This is a genomic window from Enhygromyxa salina, assembly GCF_002994615.1.
GTDB classification, from domain to species: Bacteria; Myxococcota_A; Polyangia; order Nannocystales; family Nannocystaceae; genus Plesiocystis; species Plesiocystis salina_A.
On sequence record NZ_PVNK01000039.1, the window covers coordinates 1 to 25,077 of the forward strand.

The 25,077-nt window shown below is 70.9% G+C and carries 13 protein-coding genes; 10 read left to right on the top strand and 3 right to left on the bottom strand.

All coding sequences use genetic code 11. From position 1 onward, the window contains the following. On the top strand, window positions 1-1,188 hold a 1,188-nt coding region (locus ENSA5_RS36980; protein ID WP_181197348.1), incomplete at its 5' end, for a hypothetical protein. A gap of 311 nt (window positions 1,189-1,499) precedes the next feature. Beyond that, entirely contained in the window at window positions 1,500-2,474 is a 975-nt protein-coding gene (locus tag ENSA5_RS03920) for an Rpn family recombination-promoting nuclease/putative transposase (protein ID WP_106390208.1), read from the top strand. Between the two features lie 6 nt (window positions 2,475-2,480). Here the strand turns inward: ENSA5_RS03920 and ENSA5_RS03925 are convergent, their stop codons facing one another. Both ENSA5_RS03925 and ENSA5_RS35540 read right to left on the bottom strand, forming a co-directional pair. Beyond that, window positions 2,481-8,894: an Ig-like domain-containing alpha-2-macroglobulin family protein gene (locus ENSA5_RS03925; RefSeq protein ID WP_181197349.1), complete on the bottom strand. Its 6,414-nt coding sequence runs from the start codon at window positions 8,892-8,894 to the stop codon at window positions 2,481-2,483. Between the two features lie 88 nt (window positions 8,895-8,982). Continuing rightward, entirely contained in the window at window positions 8,983-10,248 is a 1,266-nt protein-coding gene (locus tag ENSA5_RS35540) for an alpha/beta hydrolase family protein (protein WP_146155298.1), read from the bottom strand. A 149-nt stretch (window positions 10,249-10,397) separates the two neighbouring features. On the opposite strand from ENSA5_RS35540, the gene ENSA5_RS03935 reads away from it, so the two are divergent. The 8 genes from ENSA5_RS03935 (at window position 10,398) to ENSA5_RS03970 (ending at window position 23,983) form a co-directional block, all read left to right on the top strand. Further along, window positions 10,398-11,789 carry a sigma-54-dependent transcriptional regulator gene (locus ENSA5_RS03935; RefSeq protein ID WP_106390210.1) on the top strand — a complete coding sequence of 464 codons (1,392 nt, stop codon included), beginning with the start codon at window positions 10,398-10,400 and terminating at the stop codon, window positions 11,787-11,789. Between the two features lie 64 nt (window positions 11,790-11,853). Further along, window positions 11,854-12,369, top strand: a complete 516-nt coding sequence (locus ENSA5_RS03940) for a hypothetical protein (protein WP_106390211.1) — start codon at window positions 11,854-11,856, stop codon at window positions 12,367-12,369. Further along, window positions 12,366-12,656, top strand: coding sequence for a hypothetical protein (locus ENSA5_RS03945; protein ID WP_146155299.1), 291 nt, complete (start codon window positions 12,366-12,368; stop codon window positions 12,654-12,656). The genes ENSA5_RS03940 and ENSA5_RS03945 overlap by 4 nt, the downstream gene beginning before the upstream one ends. Window positions 12,657-12,741: 85 nt before the next feature. Further along, window positions 12,742-13,755, top strand: a complete 1,014-nt coding sequence (locus ENSA5_RS03950) for a serine/threonine-protein kinase (protein WP_181197350.1) — start codon at window positions 12,742-12,744, stop codon at window positions 13,753-13,755. A 271-nt stretch (window positions 13,756-14,026) separates the two neighbouring features. Beyond that, the gene (locus ENSA5_RS03955; RefSeq protein WP_181197351.1) at window positions 14,027-15,727 is read left to right on the top strand and encodes an adenylate/guanylate cyclase domain-containing protein; all 1,701 of its coding nucleotides are present in this window, start codon (window positions 14,027-14,029) and stop codon (window positions 15,725-15,727) included. Continuing rightward, on the top strand, window positions 15,724-17,061 hold the full coding sequence (locus ENSA5_RS03960; protein WP_106390215.1) for a serine/threonine-protein kinase: 1,338 nt from the start codon (window positions 15,724-15,726) through the stop codon (window positions 17,059-17,061). The genes ENSA5_RS03955 and ENSA5_RS03960 overlap by 4 nt, the downstream gene beginning before the upstream one ends. A gap of 35 nt (window positions 17,062-17,096) precedes the next feature. Next, on the top strand, window positions 17,097-19,058 hold the full coding sequence (locus ENSA5_RS03965; RefSeq protein ID WP_106390216.1) for a porin family protein: 1,962 nt from the start codon (window positions 17,097-17,099) through the stop codon (window positions 19,056-19,058). Between the two features lie 656 nt (window positions 19,059-19,714). After that, window positions 19,715-23,983, top strand: coding sequence for a HEAT repeat domain-containing protein (locus ENSA5_RS03970; RefSeq protein WP_106390217.1), 4,269 nt, complete (start codon window positions 19,715-19,717; stop codon window positions 23,981-23,983). Between the two features lie 4 nt (window positions 23,984-23,987). Here ENSA5_RS03970 and ENSA5_RS03975 read toward each other — a convergent pair whose 3' ends face one another. Then, on the bottom strand, window positions 23,988-24,944 hold the full coding sequence (locus tag ENSA5_RS03975) for a hypothetical protein (RefSeq protein ID WP_106390218.1): 957 nt from the start codon (window positions 24,942-24,944) through the stop codon (window positions 23,988-23,990). Window positions 24,945-25,077 lie beyond the last annotated feature (133 nt).

The window sequence follows — 25,077 nt, forward strand, 5'->3', positions numbered from 1 at the left end:
GCACCTGCCCCCGCTCGCTCTCCAGCCCCTTCGGTCGATCTCGCCCAGCACTTCGGCCTCGCCGCCGAGGCCTTCGCCCGGGTCCAAGACACGGGCGAGAGCGCGGCCGTCGAGAGCTGGCGCGGCCACGTCGAGGTCCTCGGCTCGGCGCCGATCGACGAGCTGCGCGCGAGCCTGGCTCCGGAGCTCGAGCGCGACCCGAGTGACCTGCGCTGGCAAGCCGCGCTCCTCGCCCTGCTCCACAGCAAGAGCTCGTCAGCTCGCCACGCCTTCGCCGAGCTCCTGCGCGACTTTGATGACGACCGGCGCAGCTACGCCCTCCGGGTCCTGCGATCGTGGCAAGACCCCCGCGCCCAGGCGATCGCCGCGGCGTCGCTCAGCGCGGCGTCGAGCGACCCAGCCCTGCGCGCGGTCTGGCTCGAGTGCTTCGCCGATCGCGGCTGGGATCCCGGCGTCGAGGTCATCGAGGCCGCGCTCGCGGACACCGAGCCGGCCATCGTCGCCGCGGCCCTGCGCCTGGTCCCGCGCTCGAGCGCGGCCAAGAGCCTCCGCCCCAAGCTCGCCGGCCACCTGTTCACGCCCGATCCCAGCCTCCGGATCGAGGCGATCGAGACCGCGCTGGTGTTCGGCGATCAGAGCGCGTGGCTCGTGTGCTGCCAGCTCGCCCGCAACCCCAGCTTCTCGATCGCCAGCGAGCTCGTCGGGCTGCTCGGGACCGAAGCCGAGCTCGCCCAGCTCCGTCAGGCCTTCGACGCCGCGCCGACGCCCGAGCTGCTGTGGGCCCTGGGCTTGTCGGGCCGCCGCGTCGGGCTCGACGCGTGCGTCGAGCACTTCGACGACGACGACGACCTCACGCGAGAGGCCGCCCGCGAGGGGCTCTCGGTCGCGGCGGGGCGCGGCTTCGCGTCCGTCAGCGAGGCCAAGTCCTGGCTCGAGCAGCGCGGGGCCTCACGCTCGCTCGGGGGCGCCGAGCGAGGCCCCGCGCAGGTGTTGGCGGTGCTCGCCGAGGCCCCCGATCGGCTCCGCCGGGCCCTCGCCCGGGAGCTGCGGATCCGCAGCCGTGGCCGCGTCCACCTCGATCCGGGCGCCCTGCCCCACGCGTGGCGAAGCCAGCTCGACGCGCCCCTGAGCATCGACTTCGATCGCGGCTTCCCGTGGACCGACGCCGAGCTCGGTGACGGTCCATGAGCCCGAGAAAATAGGGGCTCCGGGCCGGCGCGCCTGTCCGCGCCGCGCCCGGTCATTCCAGCGCCGGCCCCCCCACCGATGTTCCCAATTCGCCCAGACGATGTTCACGGGTCAATGTCTAGCAGCCCGGGGTGCAATGCATCGTGTCGCCTCGCGCCGGAATGTTCGCCGAGGGCGCGAAGCCAAAACGCCGCTGTACCGGGCGTACTGCAAGTTTTGGCGACAAAGCCATCGGCGAAAAGGCCAAGCGAGGCGGCGCGAGGCATTGCTCCCCGGGCTGCTAGATCGCGTGGTAGGTCGGATTCGCATCCATGACGTCTCGACCACACGACGCCCTGTTCAAAGCTGCGTTCGAAACGCCCGAGCACGCGACCTCCATCTTCAAGCTATTCCTGCCCCAGGAGGTGACTGACGCGATCGACTGGGCCTCAATCGCGCGCGAGTCCGGCACGTTCATCGATCCAGATCTCGTCGACCGCCACAGCGACCTGTTGTTCTCGGTTCAGCTCGCGGGCGCGCCCGCCCTCCTCTACCTCCTGCTCGAGCACCAGAGCACCCACGCCCCCGACATGCCCCTTCGCATGGCCGAGTACCTCCTGCGGGTGTGGAGGCGTCACCAAAAAGGCCACGGCCTGCCGCTCCCGCTGCTCCTGCCTGCGCTCGTCACCCACGCCCCGGGCAGTTGGACAGCCTCTCGCTCCCTCCATGGCCTCGTCGAGCCGCCCCCGGCGTCGATACCGGGCCTTTCACCCCTGGTCCTCAACCACTCCACGCTCGTCGTCGACCTCACCGAGGCCGACGACGCGACGCTGCGAGATTGGGCGCTGGCTGCGTTCCCCAAGCTCGCTTTAGTCGTGCTCCGCGACGGCCGCGATCCACAGCAGCTGCGCCGTGACCTCGAGCGCTGGCGGGACACCTTTCGTGAGGTCCTCCGCGCTCCCAATGGAGCCGAAGCCGTCACGCAAGTGTTGCGCTACGTCGCCTTGGTGACCGGCGACATGCGCTTCGAAGACTTTCGTGCGACCATTCAAGAGCAGCTCCCCGAGGCAGAAGAGATCGCCATGACCATCGCCGAACAACTCCGCCAAGAAGGTCTCCAGCAAGGTCTCCAACAAGGTCTCCAACAAGGCCGATCCGAGACGCTCGTGAAGCAGCTCACTCTCAAGTTTGGAGCGCTGTCACAGGCGTTCAAAGCGCGTATTGAGGGGGCCAGCCTCGACGAGCTCGACCGTTACCTCGAGCGCGTCCTGACCGCCGAGTCCCTCGAAGAGCTGTTTGCGAACTGACCGCCTTCACTCGATGATCTTCACGACCGAGGACGACCCGTGGCCGAAGCGCTCGGGCTCGTACATCGCCTCGGCGTGCACGGGCGGCAGCACGAAGGTCCCGATGTTGGTCGCGCGCGCGGTGTAGCTGTAGGTGTAGACCCCGGCCGCGAGCCAGTCGGCGAACAGCAGCATCCGATCGTCCCGCATCTGCGTGTGGTCGAAGCTGTACCAGGGGTACCACCAGCCGTAGCTGCCCCCGCGCCCGTAGTTGTAGTCGTAGCCCCCACGCCCATAGCCGCCGCCGAGGCCGTAGCCGTAGTCCAGCGAGCCCTGGTTGGTGACCGCGACGCTGGTCAAAAAGCGCGGATTTTGGCCCTCGAAGCCAGCCGGGAGCGGATCGTCGACGACCACAAAGCTCGCCCGATCCTGGACGACGAGGGTGAGCGTGACCTTGACGTTGGTCCCGGCCTTGACGCTCCAGCTCCCGTCGTCGAGCTGGCGGACCGCGTCGGGATCGGCCTCGTCTTCGCCGCCCTCGGGCAGGGCCTCGTAGCGACGTGAGACCGTGAACCCCCGATCGACCGGATCCATGTGGAAGTCAGCGGGGGCGTAGCGCAGCCCGAGCCGATAGTAGAGCTTGCCGGGTCCGTCCTTGGCCAGGGTCACGCTCTGCACCGACTCGCCGAGCAGCGCGCGCATCGGCACGTGCTGGTTGACCTTGGCCATGTCACGGCCAACAAATTTCTGCTCGGCGGCGAACATGTCGTCGAGCCAGATCCGCGCGCTGAAGTCGGGGGTCTCGGCCTCGATGACCTCGTAGTAGCGAGACACGGCCAGCAGCGCCCAGGCGTTGGCGTGGGTCGAGGTCCAGCGGCCGCCCATGCGAGGGTCACGGTCGCTCATCAAGCCGGCCATGATCTTCGCCGCCATGCCGTCGTCACCGGTCTCCTCGCCGATCTCCATCAAGGCCATCAGCGCGATCGCGTCGGTCTGGGTGTTCGAGTGCATGAGCACGGCGAGCCCGTCGGCGGCCCCGGCTTCGGTCCGCGACTCGGCGAAGTGGATGACCCGCGCGTTCTCGACGACCTGGTCGTTGAGCTCCTCGAGCACGGCCGCGACCGGCCCCTCGCGCTTGTAGCGATGGGCCGCGCTCATCAGCAGCACGCGGCCATAGAGCGGGATCTGAGCGCGCTTGGCCCAGACCTTGTCGAACTGATCGGCCCCTCGGCCCTCGCGCGACAGCAGCCACAGCGCGAACGCCCGCGTGGTCCAGTCATAGTAGGCGCCCCAGCGGGTCGAGATGCCGTTGCGCACGTAATTGTCGAGGTAGGCCATGGCCTGGTCGAGCTTGGCCTGATCGACCTCGAAGCCCGCGGCCTTGCCCTCGACCAGCGCGAGCGTGACCCAGGTGCTGAGGTAGGGCCAGCTCTCGCGGCGGGTGTCGTCGCCCCAATAGGTGAAGCCGCCGTCCCAGTTCTGGCGCTGGAGCAGGCGCTCGATGCCGTCCTTGGCCAGCGCGTCGCGACGTGCGCGATCGTGGACGTCGGCGATCGGGAAGTCGTCGAGCACGTCGCCGAGCGCGAAGATCGGCAGCAACCGGCTGGCGGTCTGCTCCGAGCACTCGTAGGGGTAGGTGACCAGGAACTCGACGGCGTCCTCGAGCCCGTTGAGCGCGGTCGAGGACATCGAGACCTCGAGCCCACCGAAGCCCGGCAGCGCGTCCTTGGGCAGCTGCACGGCGCGCTGGACCGAGGCCGAGGTCATGCCGTAGTCGGCGAAGGCCTGCTTGGTCGCGGGCACGAGCACGGGCAGGTCGAGCTGAGTCGCGTCGCGGCCCTCGTTGGACAGCGCGGCGAACTGCAGGCGCATGACCCCGACCTCGTCGACGGCCATCGGAAACCGGACCTCGCGCGACTCGCCCGCGGGGATCTCGATCGTGGTCTCGACCTCGCCGAGCAGCTTGACGTTGACCCCGCGGGTCCCGACCATCACCGCCTGGTGGGTCTCGGTCTGGTTGTCGACCATGACCGAGGCCTCGAACTCGTCGCCCATGTTCAAGAAGCGCGGCAGCGAGGGCCGGAGCATGACGGCCTTGCGCACGCGGACCGAGGACTCGCCGCTGCCGAAGCGATCGTAGACCTTGGGGTCGACGGCCACGGCCATGATCCGGAAGCTCGTGAGGTTCTCGGGCATGTCGATCTCGACGCTCGCGCGGCCCTCGGCGTCGGTCTCGAGCTCGGCCTCGAAGTAGGCGGTGGTCGCAAACAAGGTCCGCAGCGAGACCTCCTGGGCCATCGCCTTGTTCGGGTCGGGCATCGCCGTCGTGGCCATCGGCGCAGGAGGAGGCGGCGAGGCCCCGCCGGCGCGGCTCTTGGGCTTCGCCTCGGCCTCGGCCTCAGCCGGCGCGCCTCCTGAGCCGAGCCCGTAGCCCGAGCCGCCCCCGCCGCCCTTACCGATCAGCCCGGTGTTGCCGAGGCCGATCGTGCCCTCGCCCGTGCCCCCACCGCCGCGGCCGGTGCCGATCAGCCCGAGCCCGCCGGCGCCGTAGGCCTCGCCGACTTCACTACCGACGAGCTGGTCGGAGAGGTCGCCGTCGTCGACCACCCCAAGGGGCAGCGGGAGGTCGACCGCGCTGGCTTCGGGCGAGACCGGCTTGGGCTGCTCGGCCGCATTGCGGGGCAGCACGAGGGTGTGATCGGCGAACAGCCCGACCTCGCCTGCGCGCTTGTGGTGAAAGAAGGCCAGCGGATCCGGGGTCTGGTAGCCCATCAGCGAGAGCACGCCCTCGTCGACGACGAACACCGCGACCGCGGCCTCGATCGGCGCGCCGTCGACCGCGTGGGTCCGGATGTCGACGCGGAGCTTGTCGCCTGGCTCGACCCGATCGACCTCGGGCTCGACCTCGACGACGACGGCCTTTTGATCGCGCGAGACCTCGAGCGCGACCTGACCGCTGGCGGCCGCGGGCGCGCCCAGATCTTGATCGTCGGGCGCGCCCGCGACCTCGGTCCGCGGCTTGGCCAGGACCGCAGACGCGGTCACGCCTGCGACCATCTCGGGCGTGATCTCGACCTCGACCACGGCCATACCGCCGACGACGTGGAGATCGTGGGTCTGGGCCCGGCCCTCGCGCTCGATGACGAGGAAGCCGCGGGCCTCGTCGAAGGGCGAGCGAACCAGGATCTTGGCGGTCTCGCCGGGCTGGTAGCTGTCTTTGTCGGGCACGAGGTCGACGCGCTTGTTGTCCTCGTCCCAGACGACCGCGTCCTTGCCGTGGACATAGATCTCGAGCACGGACCGGTTCTCGCGGCCCTCGGCGTCTTTGATCTCGGCGATGATCTCGTGGGTCCCGGCCTTGCCAACGGTGATCTCGCAGGCCGCGGGCGCCCCGGCCGAGACCAGATCGCAGGCGCTCGTCTGCGTCTGCTTCGTCGCGTAGGCGAAGGTCCACACCCCGTTCTTCTGGACCGGGGTCCGGGTCGTGTCCTTGCGCGTGACCCTCAGCTTCACGCTCACGCCCTCGACCCGCTTGCCCTCGACGTCGACGACCACGGCCTCGACCCGCGTGCGCTCGTCCTCGCGCAGGACCGAGCGCTCGCTGCGAAGCCCGACGTAGTAGGCCGAGGGGTGGACGACGAAGCTGCCGCTGCCCGCGATCGCCTGACGGTTCTCGTCGGTGACGGTCGCGGCGATCGAGAAGGTCGCGGCCTGCGGCGGCGGCTCGGGCTTGGGCTCGGCGTCCGGCTCGGGCCGGGGCTCGACCGCGCCGGGCTTGGGCGGCTCGACCTGGGCGAGGGCGTGGGTGACCTTCAAGACGCCCCGATCGTCGAGCTGCTTGGACTTGGCCTCGAGCTGCTGAACCGGCCGCCAATTGCCGCCAAAGTAGCCCCAGCCGCCGTAGCGCCGGCCCGGAGACGAGGAGAAGTGAAACGCGGACAGGCCCTCGGCGGGCGGGCGAAAGTCGGTCGCCTGGCGGGTCAGCGTGTAGCGGACGTCGGCGCCGACCATCGGCGCGCCGAACAGGTAGCGGCCGCGGATCTCGGCCTCGAGCTCGTCGCCGAAGTACAGCGGCGTCGACTCGTTGCGCGCGACCTCGACCTCGAACTCGGGCGTGCGAAACGCCTCGACCGCGAAGCTGTGGCGGAAGCGGTGACTGTTGCCAAACAGCCCGGTGTGGGTCAGCTCGAACGAGTAGTTGCCCGTGTCGCCGTTCTCGTCGGTCTCGATGTCGACCGCGAAGGTCCCGAACGCCGACAGCTTGACCGTGCCCTCCTGGACCTCGACGCCGCGCGGCGTGGTGACCTTGTACTTGGCCTCGAACCCCGCGCCCCAGGGCACGACGCCGCCCTTGGGGCCGCGGGTCTCCTTGCGCACGATCCCGACGAGGTGGACGGTCTCGCCAGGCTTGTAGGGTTGGCGCTCGGTGAAGATGAAGGCCCGGACCTCGTCGTCGGCCGACTGCCCGAACAGGTGCGACATCCACCGGCCCTCGAGCTCGCCCTGATCGAGGGGCATGAAGGCCTCGTCGTCGCCGTGCTTGACCGCGAGCAGCGGGCTCCCGAGCTGGCGCTTGCCGAGCTGCGGGCGGGCGACGCCGGCCGCGTCGGATTTGCCCTTCCACACCTCTCGCTGGCCGCGATCGGCGAGCACCCGGACCTCGGCGCCGGGCACGGGCTCCCCGCTGGCGAGATCGGTGACCAGGGCGACGGCGTCGTCGCGGTCGACCGCCGCGACCACGCCGAGCTTGGTCAGCTGGACGATCTGACCGAGGCTCGTGCGCTGGTCGTAGTTCCACTCGCGATAGACCTCGGACCGGACCATCAAATAGACGAAGGTGTCGGTTCCGTCGATGTAGTCGTCGAGCTCGAGGGTGACCGTCTGCTTTTGCTTGCGCGAGCTCGAGACGTCGATCTTGTGGACGTGACGGGGCGCTTGCAGATCCGCGGGCCACGCGTGGTCGTAGCCGCCCCCGCCGTTGTACGCGTAATAGTCTTCGAGCTCGGCGCCGTTGAACGACGAGGCCATGACCTCGAGCTCGCGCAGGCCCGTGACCTCGAGCTCCAGGGTGTGGCCGGCCTCGGCCTCGATGATCCCCGGGTGCTTGGTCTGGGGCCAGACCCGCAAGCTGCGCTCGAGGGGCCCGAGCCGGACCTTGGCCTTGTAGGGCTTGGCGAGCTCCTGGCCGTAGATGTCCTCGAGCCCGGCGTCGACGGTGACCGAGTAGGTCGTGTCGCCGATGAAGTCACCGCTGAGGTAGATGCCGCCGTAGCCGGCGTTGATCTCGAGGTCCTCGACCTCGGGGCTGACGTGGACCTTGTCGATGATCCGGGCGTCACGGATGTGGTTGCTCGCGTTGATCGTGAGCCCGTAGCTGGCCGAGCACGGCGCGGGGTCACAGCGGCTCGGCGAGAGCTTCAGGGGTGGGTAGGTGGAGAACGAGAACGAGATCTTGGCCCCGCGCTCGGGGCCCTCGCCGTAGACGCCCGCGGGCAGCTCGACCCGGTACTTCTTGTTGGGCGCGAGCCTGGTCGTGGGCCGGAGCACGACCACGCGCGAGCGCTCCCAGGCCTGGTCGTCGCCGGTCACCCACTGGTTGATGTACGGGGCCAGATCCTCGTCGGCCCAGCGCGACTCCGGCACCAGCTCGAGCGCGACGCGCTTGGAGCCGGCCGCGAGGGTCAGGGCCTCGGCGACCGCGCTGGCGTTGACGGGCTGGTTGAAGCGCAGCAGCAGCGGCTGGTCGAGGCCGACGTGGGTCGCCCCGTTGGCGTAGGGCACGCTGCGATCGAGGGCCAGGGTCGGCGTGCTGATCGTCCACGCGACGTCCTTGCCGAGCTCGGTCCCGTGGGTCGAGCTCGTGCCCGCGGGGATCGTGATCTCGTAGTTGGTCGAGAAGGGCAGGCGGCCGCTCGGGTAGAAGGCCACGGTCCGCGTGCCCATCCAGCGAAATTCGCCCTCGACCTCGGGCTCGATCTGCATCGGCACGGCCTCGGCGCGCAGATCTTCGATCGACGCGAGCGGGACCATGGGGTGGTTGAACGAGACCCGGATCGCCTCGACGAGGGACTGCGGGCCCTCGGGGCCCTTGCGCAGGACCTCGAGCGGGCCCTCGGGGAGCTCGGACACGCCGACGGCGTCGCTCGGCGGCGCGGGCGGCGGGAACGGCAGCTCGATCTCCTCGCCGACCTGCGGGGGCTTTTGCGGCCCGGGCTTGGGCACGAGCTCGCCGAGCAGATCGTCGGCGCGAGCGTCGAGGGGCGGCACACCGGCCCACAGATCGAGCTCGACCGGATCGGGGGCCGCCTCCTCGCCCGCCTCGCTCGGCTTGTTCCGGGTGCAGCCGCCGAGCGCGAGGCTGACCATGAAGATCGCGAGCAGGCTCAGGATCCACGGCCCCAACCCTGCGGGTGAGCGCCCGACGACATCGTTCCCGTACATCGCCGGGATCATACCCCTTCGTGGGCCAGACCTGCGGTCGCGGACCTCGTCGAGTACGCGAAGGGGCAGGCGCGGACCTGCTCAGGGTCTACGGTGTCTGCTGCGAGCGCTCGTCGGCCAACCCGAGCCCGCCCGCGAAGCGCCGCGGCTGGTCGGAGTGGAACACCTTGGTCTTGATCAGCGTGACCTCGTCGATGCTCTGCATTCCGTCTTGGAAGGCCGCGCACCAGCCCTCGTAGTCGTCGCGCCACTCCTGCGCGCGCTCCTCGAGCTCGGCGCAGGTCCAGTCGCAGCCCGGCACCTCCTGCTCGGCCCGCGACGCGCACCACGACTTGTTCTTGACCCACAAGGCGGCGTCGGCCTCCATGTCGACGCACCAGGGATCGCGGCCATCGAAGGGATCGGCGATGCCCTTGTCGGTCACGATCAAGGTCAGCTTGGCCGCCGCGCCCGTGGCCTTGACCCCCGCGTAGCAGCCGTCGGCCCAGCTCTGAAAGCTCGCGTCGAGGAAGATGTACTCGCGCACCTGGGCCGAACCGTTGACCGCGATGTTGCGCAGCGCGATGCCGCCCGCGCTGTGGCCCTCGGCGATCACCGAGTCGGGCAGCTTGCTCGAGTGGACGCCAAGCTCATCTTGGAGAATCGCCGCGACCTCGGCGTGGAGCGTGTCGAAGTCATCGCGGTAGTCGGGCGGCTGGACCGGGTCCATCCACATCCGGTCGTAGGCGACGTTGCTCCACCCGCGATGGCCAGGCTCGAGCCGCTTGCCCGCGCTGAAGGGATAGATCAGCGCGACGTTGTAGGGCCGCGTCTGCTGGAGCTCGGCGATCGCGGCCAGGGTCTGATCGAGGCGGTCCCAGCCGACCCAGACCCGCTTCTTGACGCCCTCGCGCCGCTCCTCGACGTGCTCGCTGTAGGTCCCGTGAAAGTGAAACACGAGCTCGAAGGGCGCGGCGTCGTCGGCCCCGGGCGGGATGTAGATCAGCACGTCGCGCCCGCCGTTGCCCTCGAGCTGACCGATCCACAGCGAGCCCTCCTGGGCCATCGCGCTGGCGAAACGCACGAGGCCCGGCTGGGCGCCGGGGTCGACGGTGAAGCCGGTCTGGATGTCCGAGTCGGCGACCACGGGCTCGGGCTCGGGCACAGGCTCGGGCACAAGCACAGGCTCGGGCGCGAGCACAGGCTCGGGCGTCGAATCCGGCGCCGAGTCCGGCGTCGGGCTCTCGGTCGGCGTCAGCTCGGGCGCGGGCTCGGCCCGGCTCGTCGGCACGCACCCGAGCGCGGCCACGGCGACCAGCCCGATCGACCTGTGGATCCAGCGGTGGACCCCCTGTGGCTGACGCAGCGGCGGCATGTCGACATTCTACCTCGCCCTCGCCGCCTCGCGCCCCCCACGGCGACCCGATCGCCTCACGCGCGAGCTCGTCGAAGCACGCCGGGCCGCCCCGCAGCGCGGCGCGACGCGGCTCGACCGCCGCACGCATGTGCTAGCTTCTGCGGCCGATGTCCGGCCGCGTGCTCATCGTCGACGACGATCCCGACACCCGCACGCTGTTGTCCGCCGCGCTGACGGAGCAGGGGCTCGAGGTCCTCGACGCGAGCGACGCGAGCTCGGCGCTCGTGCAGCTCGAGACCCAGCCTTTCAGCCTGGTCCTGACCGACGTCCACATCGCCGGCATGTCCGGGATCGAGCTGTGTACGCAAATTCGAGACGGACACCCGGCGACCCCGGTGATCGTCATGACCGGTCAGGCAAAGATGCAGACCGCGGTCGAGGCCCTCCGGGCCGGCGCGCACGACTTCCTGACCAAGCCCGTGGACGTGCCGCACCTGCTCCATCGCGTCGACGGAGCGCTGCGCTACGCCGAGCTCGAGACCGAGATCCGGCGGCTCCATCGGGTCCTGGATCGGAGCGAACCGACGCCGATGATCGGCGAGAGCCCCTCACTTCGGCGCGTGCAGTCGCTGATCGCACGGGTCGCCGACTCCGACGTGCCGGTCCTCGTCACCGGCGAGAGCGGCGTCGGCAAGGAGCTCGTGGCCCGCGAGCTCCATCGCCTCAGCGCCAACGCCGAGGGCCCCTTCGTCGCGCTCAACTGCGCGGCGGTCCCGATCCAGCTGCTCGAGAGCCAGCTCTTCGGCCACGTCCGCGGGGCCTTCACCGACGCCCGGCGTGCCCGAGACGGCCTGTTCGTCCGTGCCAACGGCGGGAGCTTGTTCCTCGACGAGATCGGCGAGCTCCCGCTCGAGGTCCAGCCCAAGCTGCTGCGCGCCGTGCAGGAGCGCAAGGTCCGGCCCGTCGGCAGCGACAAGCTCGTGAGCTTCGACGCGCGCATCATCACCGCGACCAACCTCGATCTCGAGGCCGAGGTCGAGGAGCAGCGCTTTCGCGAAGATCTGTTTTACCGGATCAACGTCGTCAACATTCACGTCCCTCCCCTGCGCGCGCGCAGGACCGACATCCTCCTGCTCGCCCAGCACTTCCTCGACCGAATCTCGGCGCGCCATGGCAAGCCGGTCAAGCGCATCGCGGCCAACGTCGCCGAGAAGCTCCTGCCCTACGACTGGCCGGGCAACGTGCGCGAGCTCGAGAACTGCATGGAGCGGGCGGTCGCGCTGGCCCGCTACGACGAGATCACCGTCGCCGATCTGCCGGACAAGCTCCGCCACTGCGTGGGTGGTGAGCTGGTCATCGCGGCCGAGGATCTCGACGAGCTCCCGACCCTCGCCGCGCTCGAAGAGCGCTACATTCGTCGGGTCCTGCGCGCCGTCAAGGGCAACAAGACCCAGGCCGCCCAGATCCTCGGACTCGCGCGCCGGACCCTCTACCGCCGGCTCGAGCGGCTCGAGGACCAAGACCAGGACCAGGACCCGACCGAGGACGACTCCCTGTAGTCGCGCGTCCCGGGTCCGGCCTGCGTGAGGCGTTGGAACGGGTCATGCAGCGTCGTCGAGTGTAATGACCGCACTCGACCTCAGAACTCTCTTCAAGCTGACCAAGACCGAACTCGAGCTCTTGCGCCGACGCTACTCGGCGCTGGTTATCGACTCTTCCTCGCCCGCGGTCGGCATGTTCGCGATGTTCCTCAGCCAACGCGAGGCCGCGACGATCGCTTCGCTCGACCGCTACTGCAGCCTTGACGAGCACCGCGCCGCGCTCGATGTCCACGTGCGCCTCGGCTGGGGCTTCCCCTTCGCCGACGCGCCGCGCTGGCCCGAACAGCCCGATCTGGGCGGCCTGATCGCGGTCGCCGAACACAGCGACGCCGTGCTCGCGCAGCTGCGCGATCGCGTCGAGCTCTATGCCGCAGGCGCGGCGCTGCATTCGGCGCTCGAGGCGGTCGCGGTGCTGAGCCGCGGCCGTCGCCAACGGCTCGCCGCCGCGACCCGCGAACTCGACGACATCTCACTCATGGGTCAACACGACACATCGGCGCGAGTCAGCCCACCTCAACCAACGAAAGGAATCCAGTGACACCATTCAATGCCAACCTCAACTCAATTATGGACACGATGTCGATCGACACCGAGCGTCTGCCCGACGACCGCGACCCCTGGGCGATCGCCAGCGATCCTCGGCTCGAGATCCCGCTCAAGCTGCGACGCTTGCGGCAGCTCGAGTACGACGTCCGTCAGGCCCTCGTCGCAAGCGAGGAGGGCATGGACGGCGGCCCTCGGCTCCCTGCCCTCGGTGAAGTCCTCGCCGCGATCGCCCACGTCGGACCGCGGGCAGAGCCAAGCAGCAGCCCGACGAAATTCTGATCTCGAGCCATCCTGACACGGTGTTCCCAGACATGTGTCGATTCAGCACACCCCGATGGCACCGCGGCCCCAAGCCCCAAGCTCGATGCCCTCCGTGCCGACGGCCTGGGCACGTGCTTTGCACCTGTTCACCGCCGTGGAGTACCACCTCGACCGATCGCAAGTCGCCGCCGACGCCGTCCCCTGCTCGCGCGCTCGCGCCGACACCCCGATCATCGACATCCGACCGCAGACCCAAGGGCCGACCTCCGCCGACCTCCACCGACTGGCCGCGGGAGACCCGCTCGAGCTCGTGCTCAACGGCCGCTATCGCCTCGAGCGCCTCCTCGGCCGCGGCGGCATGGGTGCGGTCTACCTGGCCCGAACGCTCAGCTCCGGCCAGCGCGTGGCGATCAAGGTGCTCGACATCGACGAGCACCACTACCGCTGGGCCGTCACCCAATTCATACGCGAGGCCCGCCTCGCCGCTCGCATCCACCACGCCAACATCGTCGAGATTCACGACTTCGGGACCACCTCCAGGGGCGTGGTCTACATCGTGATGGAGCACCTCGAGGGCCGCGACCTCGAGGCCATGCTCCGCGACCGTCGCCTCGGCTGGGGGTGGACGCGCTACGTGATGCTCCAGGTCTGCGCAGGCGTCGAGGCGATCCACGAGGGCGGCGTCGTGCATCGGGACCTCAAGGCCAGCAATTGCTTCTACGTCGAGCGCGAGGCGACCATCAAGATCCTCGACTTTGGCGTCGCCACGACCGAGCGGCGGCAGCTCGAAGACGCGAGCGGAGCCGTGGTCGGGACGCCCGAGTACATGGCGCCCGAGCAGATCCGCGGCGAGCCCCTCGACCGGCGAGCCGACGTGTACTCGGCGGGCGCGCTGCTGTGCAAGCTGCTGACCGGGCGCGCGCCCTTCCGCGGATGCACGACCGAGGAGCTGTTCAATCACCAGCTCCACACCGCCCCTCCCCCGCTGCGGACCCTCGCCAGGGGCCTCCACTTCCCCCGCGGCCTCGAAGACATCGTCGCCCGAGCCCTGGCCAAGGACCCGAGCGAGCGCTTCTCGACGATGGCCGAGCTCGGTGACGCCCTCGCCTCGCTCTGAGCCGCGCCGTCGACGACCCTTGCTCGCGCGGGTGACCGAGGCCGCCGGCTGGCGTCTTGTCAGCGGCGCTGGGCCAAATTGCGTACGCAAGGCTCGACAGCACGCCCGCGGTGCCGACGTGGCCGCGAGGACATGACAGCGGCATTTTTTGGGCTATTGAGTGGTCAAGCTCGCCGCTGCTACTACTACTGCGCCGCTCATGTCGACTCCCCCAACTGCCGCGGGTCCGGGCATTTCGCTTCGGCTCAAGCTCGGCGCGCTCGTTGCGATCGTGGCCACCGTCCCCCTCGCGCTGGTCGGATGGCTGGCCGTCAAGGTCAACGCTGACACCCTCGAGACCACCCAGCGCGAGCTCCAGGTCGTGGTCCTCGGCGATCTCGCCCGGACGATCGACGACGAGTTCGGCGACGCCGAGGCCGGCCTCGACACGATCGGCCGGGTCCTCGCGGACAAGTCCCTCGACCCCGACGCCCGGATCGCGCTGGCCGAGGCCACCGTCGAGGCCCGCTACAGCCTCGATCACGCCGGGATCTACACCGCCGAGGGCGAGCTCATCGACGTCATCAGCGAGACGGGCGTCGACACCAGCGCGGTGCCCGAGCAGCTCCCCGACGAGCTCATGCGCGCCGCCGATCCGGTCCGCTCCACGACCGGAGCCGTCGTCGAGTCCGAGCGGGCCCCACGCGCCACGATCGCCGTGGCGATTCGGCCCGAGGGCCCTGATGGTCCGATCAGCGGCTACATCGTCAGCCTGGTCTCGACCCTCGGCATCCAAGATCGCGTCGCCCACCTCGCCGAGGCTCACCTCGCGGCCGGACCCGACGCGCTCTTTGTGGTCGACCGCGAGCTTCGGGTCATCGCCCACAGCGATCGCGGCCAGGCCCTGACCATGAGCTCGGCCGCCGACGCGGGCGCCCTCGACGGCATCAACCCCGAGGGCCTCCAGCCCTTGATCGGCCGCGCGGGCGAGTACGAGGGCGCAGCCGGGACCATGGTCGGCACGGTCATCGGGCTGCCGGATCGGCCCTGGGCTGCCGTCGCTCAGGTGCCCCGCGCCCACGCCTACGCCAGCCTCGAAGACATGCGCAAGGTCGTGTTTGGCTCGGTCGCCGCCGTGATGCTGCTGGCCGGCTTGTTCGGCGTGCTCGCGGCCCAGCGCCTGACCGCGCCGCTGCGAGCCCTGACCGAGTTCGCGGGCGAGCTGGCCAAGCGTCGCTTCGATCGCCGAATCGAGGCCCGCTCGCGCGACGAGCTCGGGGTCCTCGCCAACGCGATGTCGGCCGCGGCCGCCGAGCTCGAGGCCAGCGAGGCCCAGCTCGCCCAGGAGATCGAGATCCGCCACGACCTCGGCCGCTACATGCCCGCCGAGATCGTCGAGCGCGTGGTCAAGCGCGAGCAAGACATGGGCCTCGGCGGCGAGCGGCGCGAGATCAGCGTGCTGTTCATGGACGTCGTCGCGTTCACGCCCCTGACCGAGCGGCTCGAGCCCGAGAGCATCGTCGAGCTCCTCAACCACCTGTTCACGATGTCGACCGAGATCGTGTTTCGCCACCAGGGCACCGTCGACAAGTTCATCGGCGACAGCATGATGGCCTTTTGGGGCGCGCCAGCGCCGTGCCCCGACCACGCCGAGCGAGCCGTGGCCGCGGCCGAAGAGATCCTCTCGTGGCTCGAGGTCGCCAACCAAAATTTCCGCGAGCGCTACGACTGCACCGTGCGCCTGGCGATCGGCATCAACTCGGGCCCGTGCGTGGTCGGCAACATCGGCTCGGACCGGCGCATGGAGTACACGGCGATCGGCGACGTGGTCAACGTCGCCGCCCGGCTCGAGGCCATCGCCCGACCGCAGCAGATCCTGGTCACCGAGCGCACCCGTGAGCTCGCCGCGGCCGAGTTCGAGTTCGCGTCGGTCGGCGGCAAGCAGCTCGCCGGCCGCGCGGCGCCGGTCAAGCTCTACGAGGTGCGGCTGTGAGCGTCGCCGAGCCAGGCACCCGGATCGGCGACCGCTACGAGCTGATCCAGCTCCTCGGTCAGGGCGGCATGGGCGAGGTCTGGCGCGCCCGCCAGCTCAACCTCGACCGCGAGGTCGCGCTCAAGCTGTTGTTGCCCTCGGAGTTCGAAGACCGCGCCGAGGCGCTGCGCCGCTTCGGCCGCGAGGCCCGGGTCGCCTCGGCGATCAAGCACCCCAACGTGATCGAGATCTACGACGTCGGCGAGTACGACGGCCACACCTACCTCGCGATGGAGCTGCTCCACGGCGCAAGCCTCCGCGACCACCTCGTGATCCCCGACCAGGTCCTCGACATCGAGTTCGTGATCGACGTGGCCACGGCCCTCGCCGAGGGCATGGTCGCGGCCCACGCCGTCGGCGCCGTCCACCGCGATCTCAAGCCCGAGAACATCTTCCTCGAGCAGGCCGGGCAGGTCGTCCGCGTCGTGATCCTCGACTTCGGCCTCGCGTTCATCGAGCGCGACGAGAAGCTCGGTCGCATGACCCGCCACGGCGTGGTCATGGGCACGCCCGACTACCTGTCGCCCGAGCAGGCCCGCGGCGGCGAGATCGGCCCGGCCTCCGATGTCTACTCGCTCGGCTGCGTGATCTACGAGCTCCTGACCGGCGCCCCGCCCTTCTCCGGCAGCCAGCTCAACGTCATGACCCAGCACCTCTACGTGATCCCCGACGCGGTCGGGACCCGTCGGGCTCAGCTCCCGCGCGAGCTCGAGGAGCTGACCATGGCGATGCTGCGCAAGCGGCCCGCAGATCGTCCGCCGACGACCGAGGTCCGCGACCAGCTCGAGCTGCTCGGCGGGACCCTCTCGGGTCGGCGCGACCGCGGCCGCCGGGGCGAGATGTTCGAGAACCGAGCCGAGCGGATGCTGTCTTTCTCCCCGACCGCGCCGCTGGTCAGCGGGCCGCGGACCAGCAGCGAGGGCCCCTCGACCACCGCCGAGATCACGGTCGGGTTGGTCGGCGAGATTGAAGAGGAGATCGATCTCGGCCTGCTCAGCAACGACATGGCCCTCGTGCAGTGGCGCGGCCGAGCCGAGGACGTCGACATCATCTTCGTCGCCAACGTCGCCGAGGGCTCGCTCGTCGCGCGCGTGGCTGAGCTCGTCGCAACCGGGCTCCCGGTCGTCGCGGCGATCCGCGGCGACGACCGCCAGGCGATGGGCGAGCTCGCCCGGGTCGGCGCCGCCGAGATCACGACCCTGCCCCTGGCCGTCGACAACCTGGCCCGGGCCCTGCTCCGCGCGAAGCGGCGCCACGATCGGCGCCAGCGCTCTCGCCAACGCAACCGCAAATGACCATGAAGCCTCGATCCAGCGTAGTCCCCCTGTCCATGCTCGGCGTCCTGCTCATGGTCGCCGGACCGCGCTCGGCGTCCGCCCACGACGGGCCCGACGGCAAGATCACGCACAAGCACAACGAGGTCCGCAAGCAGCCCGCCGCCGAGGCCGAGTGGCAAGACGCGCAGGTCGGCGACCTCGTCTACAAGCAGGGCCGCGTCAACACCCTCGACAGCTCGACCGCCGCCGTGGTCTTTCGTGACGACGGCAGCGTGGCCATGCGCGCCAACACCTTGCTGATCGTCTACGGCCACCACGCGCTGCGCAACAAGAAGGTGATCGCGATGGACGCCGAGCTCGAGCGCGGCGCCCTCCGGGCCCGGCTCGGCGAGCTCGAGGGCGGATCCGACGACCGCCAGGCGGTGATCGCCACCCCGAGCGCCAAGACCGACCTCGAGGGCGGCAACAGCCTGCTCAAGGTCGACGACGAGGGCACGAGCCGGATCCACAACCACGGCGACGGCAACACCACCGTATCCGGCAAGGCCGGCGGACGGGCCAAGGTCGCCAAGGGCATGGGCGTGAAGGTCAAGAAGGCCAAGCGCGTGGCCAAGCCGATCCCGCTCCCGCCGACGCCGACCTGGCTCGACGGCCCGCGCACCTTCTTGAGCGTCTCGGGCCGGATCAGCGGGATCCGTGGGAGCTGGGGCACGATCAGCGCGGCCCAGAGCTACTTCTTCGAGGTCGCGGCCGACGTCGAGGGCGTCGAGGTGCTCAGCGCGATCGAGGTCCCGAAGTCGGTCGAGAACTTCGAGGTCCACGGGCTCTTGGCCGGCGACTACCACGTGCGCGTCGCGAGCGTCGACGACGATCAATTCGAGAGCATCCCCTCCGACGCGGTCTCGGTCTCCCTCGTCGACGTCGAGCTCCTCGGCCCGGGCGGGGTCGCGCCGACGTGGCCCGAGGACGGCGGCCTCAGCCCGGTCCCGGTCGTGGTCCCGGGCACCGCCCTGTCGCTGCCCGCGGGCATCCGCTGCGGCCCCAGCCCCGAGCAGCTCGACGCGCGACCGCTGTTCATCCAAGCCGGCAGGCACGAGCTCTACTGTGAAGACGACGCCGGCGCGCCGGTCGCCTCGTTCCCCGTCGAGGTCCCCAACATCGGCTCGGGTCTGCGCGATCCGGACGCAGCCGAGGCCGAGCTCGTGACGGTCATCCGCGGCCAGAAAGCGACCCATGAGCTGGCCCTCGACAGCTCGGTGCCTCTGCCGAGCGAGCTGTACATCAGCGCGCCCGACGAGGTCACGGTCGAGTCGGTGGTCCCCGGCGAGACGGCCGGAACCTGGGAGATCACGCTCCTCGCCGGACCCGAGGCCCCCGAGCAGGTCGAGCTCGGGCTCAGCTTCGTGGCCCCGGGCGAGACCGAGCTCGACACGGTCTTCGCCACAGCATCGGTCACGATCGTCGACCCCGACGAGCCCGAGCCCGAGCCCGAGCGGCCCGAGCGGCACATGGTCGAGGTCGGCGTCGCCGGCGGCCTGATGCTGCTCTCGCCCAATCACGGGCTCTATCAGTACTCGGTCGCCGAGCACCAGGCCTTCCATCGTCCGGCGGGCGAGGTCGTGCTCCGAGCCGGCTACTACCCGATCCGCTGGGCGGGCGTCGAGCTCGCCGGGCGCCTCGTCCCCGCGCGGGCCGAGAACGACGAGCGGGCCACGGCCTACTCGCTTCGCGCCCAGCTGATCGGCCAGCTGCCCTACCGCGTGACGCCCTTCGTCGTCGTCGGCGGCGAGATGCTCGGGGTCAGCTCGGTCCCCGCGGCGCTCGGCAAGGACGCCGACTTTGGCGCCCACCTCGGCGGCGGCTTGAAGTTCTACGTGACCCCCAAGCTCGCGCTGCGGCTCGGGGTCTCGGGCATGTTCCACGAGGGCCTCGGCGACCGGCTCTCGGCCCACCTCGAGGCCGACCTCGGCCTGAGCGTGGTCCTCGGTCGGCGCAGCGCCGGGCGCAAGCGCTAACGCGGCGACCAGTTTGAATCCACGCCGCCTTCAAACTGATCGCCGCTCTAGCAGCCCGGGGTGCAATGCCTCGCGCCGCCTCGCTTGGCCTTTTCGCCGATGGCTTTGTCGCCAAAACTTGCAGTACGCCCGGTACAGCGACGTTTTGACTTCGCGCCCTCGGCGCAAATTCCGGCGCGAGGCGACACGATGCATTGCACCCCGGGCTGCTAGCCCTGAATCAAGCGCTGCGCGCTCGATTCAGGCCTTCTAATCTTCAAGGGGCCTTTCAAAAAGGCCCCTCGCTGCGGCGGCAAAGCCCCCTCCGCTCACCCCAAACGCTCGCCTTGCGGCTCGTACTAGCAGCCCGGGGTGCAATCCCTCGCGCCGCCTCGCTTGGCCTCTTCGCCGAGGGCTTTGTCGCCAAAACTTGCAGTACGCCCGGTACAGCGGCGTTTTGGCTTCGCGCCCTCGGCGAAGATTCCGGCGCGAGGCGACACGATGCATTGCACCCCGGGCTGCTAGCCCTAAATCATTCAGCTTTTTGAATTCAGCGCTTGATTTAGGTCTAGCAGCCCGTCAAGAACTCCCTGACGCGAGTGGGCGATCGAGACCGAGCGCGCGCGCGAGTGACAGCGTTCGCACTCCAGAACATGAAAATCGCGTAGCCTGGCAGCGTGCGCTCGGAAAGCCCGCTCGAAGCCGCGACCTCCACGCTGGCTCGCGTCGCCGCGCTGCCGCTGCCCGAGGCCCTGACTCGCCTCGACGTCATCGCCGCCGCGCTGCCCAGCTGCGGCGCGCCCGAGCGCCTCGACGCCATCGCTGCCGCCTTGCCCCAGCGCCTCGGCGAGCTCGCCCCCGAGCTCGGCCTCGCCCTCGCCCGGCTCGCTGCCGAGCTGCTCCCCCACGCCCCCAGCGTCCCCGACGACATCGACGAGCAAGCCCCGAGCGTGCGCGTGGCCTGGCTCCGAATCGCGCTGGCCCTCGACCCGGCGTCCGGCAGCCCCGACGCGATCGACGAGTCGAGCTTGCTGCGGGTGCTCGATGGCTGGTCGGTCAGCGCGGCCGCAGATCCCCACGCGCTCGCCCTGCGCCTGGCCAAAGCCGCGGACCCTCGCCTCCGCGCGATGACCCTGGCCCAGATCCGGCGCGGGGTCTCGGACCTCGCGCTCACACCCGAGCAGGGCTTTTGGACCCTGGCTGCGCTGCTCGAAGACACCGAGTCGTCGATCCGACGCGAGGCCTACGCCGCGTTGCTCGACCCCTGGGCTCAGCAGCTATCCGGGGTCGCCAGGGCCGAGCGCAAGCGGATCGTCCGCGCGGGCCTCGGCGACGCCGACCGACCGATCGTCCGGATCTGCGTCGGCTTGGCGACCCAGCTCGACCAACGCCAGTGGCTCATCGACCTGCTCGACGACGAGAGCGTCGATGCCAGCGCGCGCGAGACGATCCTGCTCGGGCTCGGGCCGCTCGCGACCCGCGAAGACCTCGAGGTCGCGCTGACCCTCGCGGTCGGGCAGCCGCTGCGCTGGTCCGCGAGCACCCGGGCGTTTCTGCTCGCGGCCCACCGTCACGGCGCGTTCCTCGATGACTCGCAGGTCCCGCTCGCGCTCGAGGCCTACGACCTCCACGAAGGCTGGACCGCCGAGGCCTTCGTGCGCGTCACCCACATCGCGCGCGCGGCCCTGATCGACGAGCTCGGCAAGCTCCGCGCGACCGACCCCCGCTGGATTCGACGCGCGGCGATCTTGGCGGCCAGCGTCGGCACCGGGGCCCACCTGCTCATCGCCGAGCTGCTCGCCGAGCTCCACGAGCGCGGCGCCAGCCACGAGGATGTCGGCGAGCTCCGGATCGCGGCGGCCCTGATCGAGGCCGCGGGCGCCTCGCCCGAGTACGCTGACGAGGGCCCCCTGCTCGCGTGGTTGCCGCGCCTGCCCGAGCTGCTGATCCCGGTCCTGCGCGTCAAGGGTGGCCCTCGAGCGGCGGTGCGCCTCCAGGCGCTGGTCGAGGATCCCCGCTGCCCCGAGCCGCTGCGCGGGCCCGCCCTGCGCGCTTTGTGGGCCCTGGCCGAGGATCGCCCCGGGCTCCTGCGCGCCCTGTCGAGCGCCCTCGGCCCGCGCCGCTCGGGCCTGCTCGACACCGAGCTCCGCGCCGCCCGAGATCCGCTGGCCGCGTCGCTCTACCTCGAGGCCCCGTGGGCCGACGACCCGGCCCACGAGCTCGACCCCGGTGAAGCGCTCGAGCTGTTGTGCGAGGCCGGCGAGCTTCGCTTCCTGCCCGAGATCACCCGCTTGTTTCGGCTCGTCTATACCCGCACGGTCCAGCAGGCGCTGGCCGGTCAGTTCTCGATCAAGCGCGTCGAGCTGCCCAGGCTCGAGCAGCTGATCTACCGCTACGGCCGCCACCTGATCGCGGGCGGCCGCGCGGTCCGACGCTTCCTCGCCCCGACGCCCGAGACCGGCCGCGACCTGCTGGTGGCGCTGACGATCGACTGGCTGCGCGAGCACCCGGCCCCGCCGCTGCGCGTCGCGCTGCTCGAGACGATCGCGCGGCACGAGCCCGCCGGCCCCGAGCTGCGCTTCATCGAGCCGTTTTGGCGCGACAGCGAGGCCAACGTTCAGCGCGCCGCGCTCGAGGCCCTGCTCGAGGCCGGCGAGGGCGCGCGCGGGCTCGAGCTGTCGATCGGCCGGATGACGAGCTCGACGGACCCACGGATCCTCCAGCAGGCGCTCGGGGTCGTCGCGCAGCTCGGGGCCGCGTGGGCCGAGCCGCTGGTCATCGCCGCGCTCGGCCGGCCCCAGATCGCGGTCAAGCAGGGCGCTGCGTGGGCCCTGAGCACGATCGGCTCGGGCCGCTGCATCCCAGCACTGATCGGCTGGCTCGCGTCCCACGACAACCACGAGCTGCGTCGGCGCCTGCTCGACGCGCTCGACCACGCGGCCGGCGACGCGAGCCTCGCGGTCCTCGTCGACGCGCTCGAGCTCGACAGCGAAGGCAGCGCGGGCGAGCGCCGCCAGAAGCTCCTGCACCATGCGATCAGCGGTCGCCTGACCCTCGCGGCGACGCTGCGTCTCGCGGCGTCGCGCCGCCACGAGATCGTCGCGCTCGTCGACGCCGCCGTCGCTGGCCACGTGAAGCTCGCGGACGCGACGCCCGAGCGCCTCGCGGACGCGCTCCACCGCGCCCGCCTCCGACCCGCGCCGAGCAGGCCCGACCCGACCCGGCGCCTCCGCGTCGAGGGCTTCTCTCCCGAGGCCGCGCTCGCGGTGCTCGACTGCCGCGGCCGCGAGCACGACGACGCGATCCTCCGCGTCGTCCGAAGGCAGCTCGCCAGCTGGGTCACCTGGCTGTCTGCGACCCCAACCGCGACGACGGCGGCTGTCGAGCTCGTGCTCGCGGCCGCGGGTACAAACCATGGCGAGCACGTCGAGCGGCTCCTCGACCTCGCCGAGGCCGAGCGCGAGCAGCTCGATCCCGCGCTCGTCACCGCGTTCATCGACCGCTGCGTCGCCCAGCCGAGCGCCAAGCCCCACGCCCGCGCCCGCGCGCTCGACCTGCTGCGCTCGCTCGCGCCCACCGCCGAGGTCCGCGGCGTCCACCGCTACCGCCTGCTCGCGAGGCTCGGGGCCGTGCGTGGACGCGCCGACCTCGACGCGTGCCTGAGCGCGTGCCGGATCGGCCCCGACCTGGTCGCCGACAGCGAGCGCCTGCTGAGCGAGGCCCTGTCGATCCCGAGCCCACGCGACGACGAACCAGCCGAGCTCGAGGCTGTGCGCGAGCAGGTCCGGGCCTGGCACCGCAAGCCACTCGACGAAGCCGCGGCCTGGCTGTCGGCGAGCCTCGACCAGCGCCCGCTCGATCTGCCGCGCCTGCCCGACGCGCCCACGCCCCCGAGGCCCGAGCCCTGGACGCCAAGGTCCGAGCGCGACCGCGCTGCGCTCCTCGACGCGCTCGACAGCGACGACCCGACCGCCCGCGAGCTCGCGGCCGCCCGCCTGCTCGCGTGGTCCGACGCCCAGGCCAGCTGGCCAGCCGTGCTCGAGCGGTTCTTGACCGGCGCGCTCACGCTCGACTCCGCGGGCCTGGCCGTGCTCGCCGGGCAGCTCGACAGCTGGCCGCGCGCGCCCGAATCCGCCCGCGCCGCCGCGCTCCTGATCCCTCACCTCACCCGGCTGCAGCAGCGCTGCTTCGTGCCCACGTGGCTCGACTCGTGGTCGCGCAAAGAGCCCGAGGCAGCGGCGATCCTGGCGCGAATCGATCAGTCGCTGCTGATCCCCCACGCCCGGGCCCGAGCCGAAGCCGGGGACTACGGCCTGTGCCGCGTGCTTCGGCCCGACGCGTCCCTCGCCCTCGCCGAGCTCGTCGCGTTCGTGCACCCGCGCGCGGCGGCACAGGTCGAGCACCTCATGCCGCGCGCGGACAACCCAGACGACGACTCGCCGTCCTCGCTCGTCGACCCGATCGCGAGCCTCGACCTCGACGGCCTCGCCGCGGTCATCCACGCCGACGAGGGCAGCATCGGCCTGGCCGTGCGGGCCGTCCACGCGCTCGCCAAGCACGCAGAGCGCGGCGCTGATCTGCTCGCGCCCCTCGCCCTCGATCGCCGGCCTCGGATCCGCAGCGCCGCCCTCCGAGCGCTGCGCAAGGTCGCGCTGCCCGAGCGAACCCTGGCCGTGACCGCGCAGGTGCTCGGCATCGAGACCCGCCGCGACGTGATCCTCTCGCTGATCTCGAGCCTCGGCTACCGCCGCCACGAGCCCAGCGCCCCTGCCCTGCTCGAGTACCTCACCCACCGCGACGCCAAGCTGCGCGAGGCCGCCTACGACACCCTGCGCGCGTGGGGCCGCGACATCGCCCCGACCTTGCGCCGAGCCTCCCGCCGAGCTCGCCCCGACCGCCGCCGCGTCTACGACGAGCTGATCGACGAGCTCGAGCGCGAGTCCTGAGCGGTCAAAACGAGCTCACGATCACGACCACCCCGTTGGCCCAGGGCCCGACGAAGCTCAGCGGCACGCCCCCCGGCCGCTCGGGCCCGTGCAGGATCCAGCCGGCCTCGGCGTTGACCGCGAGGCGGACGAAGCGGCCGAGGCTCACGCTCAGCCGCGCCGTCGTCATCGGACCGGCGAAGGCCACGAAGCCGCCCGAGTCGCCGAAGGTCTCGCTGCGCATGCGGACCCCGCCCGCGCGCAGCCCCGCGCCCCCGTAGATCGCAAGGGTCCCGGCGCCCCGGCGGCCGCGGCCCGGGAACTCCCCCCAGGCGAGCAGCGCAGGCGCGGCGCTGACCGACAAGGTGTTGACCCGGCCCGAGCTCCCCTCGGCGGTCACGGGGACCCGCCAGTAGGCGAGCTCGCCGTCGGCCTTCCACGCGAGGTGGCGCCGCGGACGATGCACGACCTCGACCTGCTCGCCGAGCATCAGGCCCGGGCTGCCGCCGTCGAACAAGCTGCGCACGACGAAGCCGTCGCCGAGCTGCCAGGGCGAGGGCGGCCGCTGGGCCACCCGCGCCGCTCGCCGAGACGCCGGATCGTCGGCTCGGGTCGCAGGATCGAGGGCGAGGCTCATCCACGTCGCGCGCAGCAGCGCCGCCGCGGCCCAGCCGAGCTGCTCGCCGCGGCGCCCAGCCTCGGGCAGCGCGACGGTCCGCGTCGTATCCGTGCCCGTGATCGGATCCACGATCGTGAGCTCGACCTCGCCCGCCCCACGGCAGTCGAGCAGGATCTGGGTGTCCCCAGCTTGCCCGGCCGCGTCGCCGCGGTAGTCGGGCCCGGCCCCGAGCTGGTGCTCGATCGTCTCGCGCAGCTGCGCGTCATCGAGCTCGAGGCAGGGATCGGCGTCGACGACCAGCCCCGGGCGCGCTTGCTCGGGGGGCGAGACGAAGAGCAGCGAGGCGAACCACAGCGCAGGCACCCCCCATGCTAGCAGCCCGGGGTGCAATGCATCGTGTCGCCTCGCGCCGGAATTTTCGCCGAGGGCGCGAAGCCAAAACGCCGCTGTACCGGGCGTACTGCAAGTTTTGGCGACAAAGCCCTCGGCGAAAAGG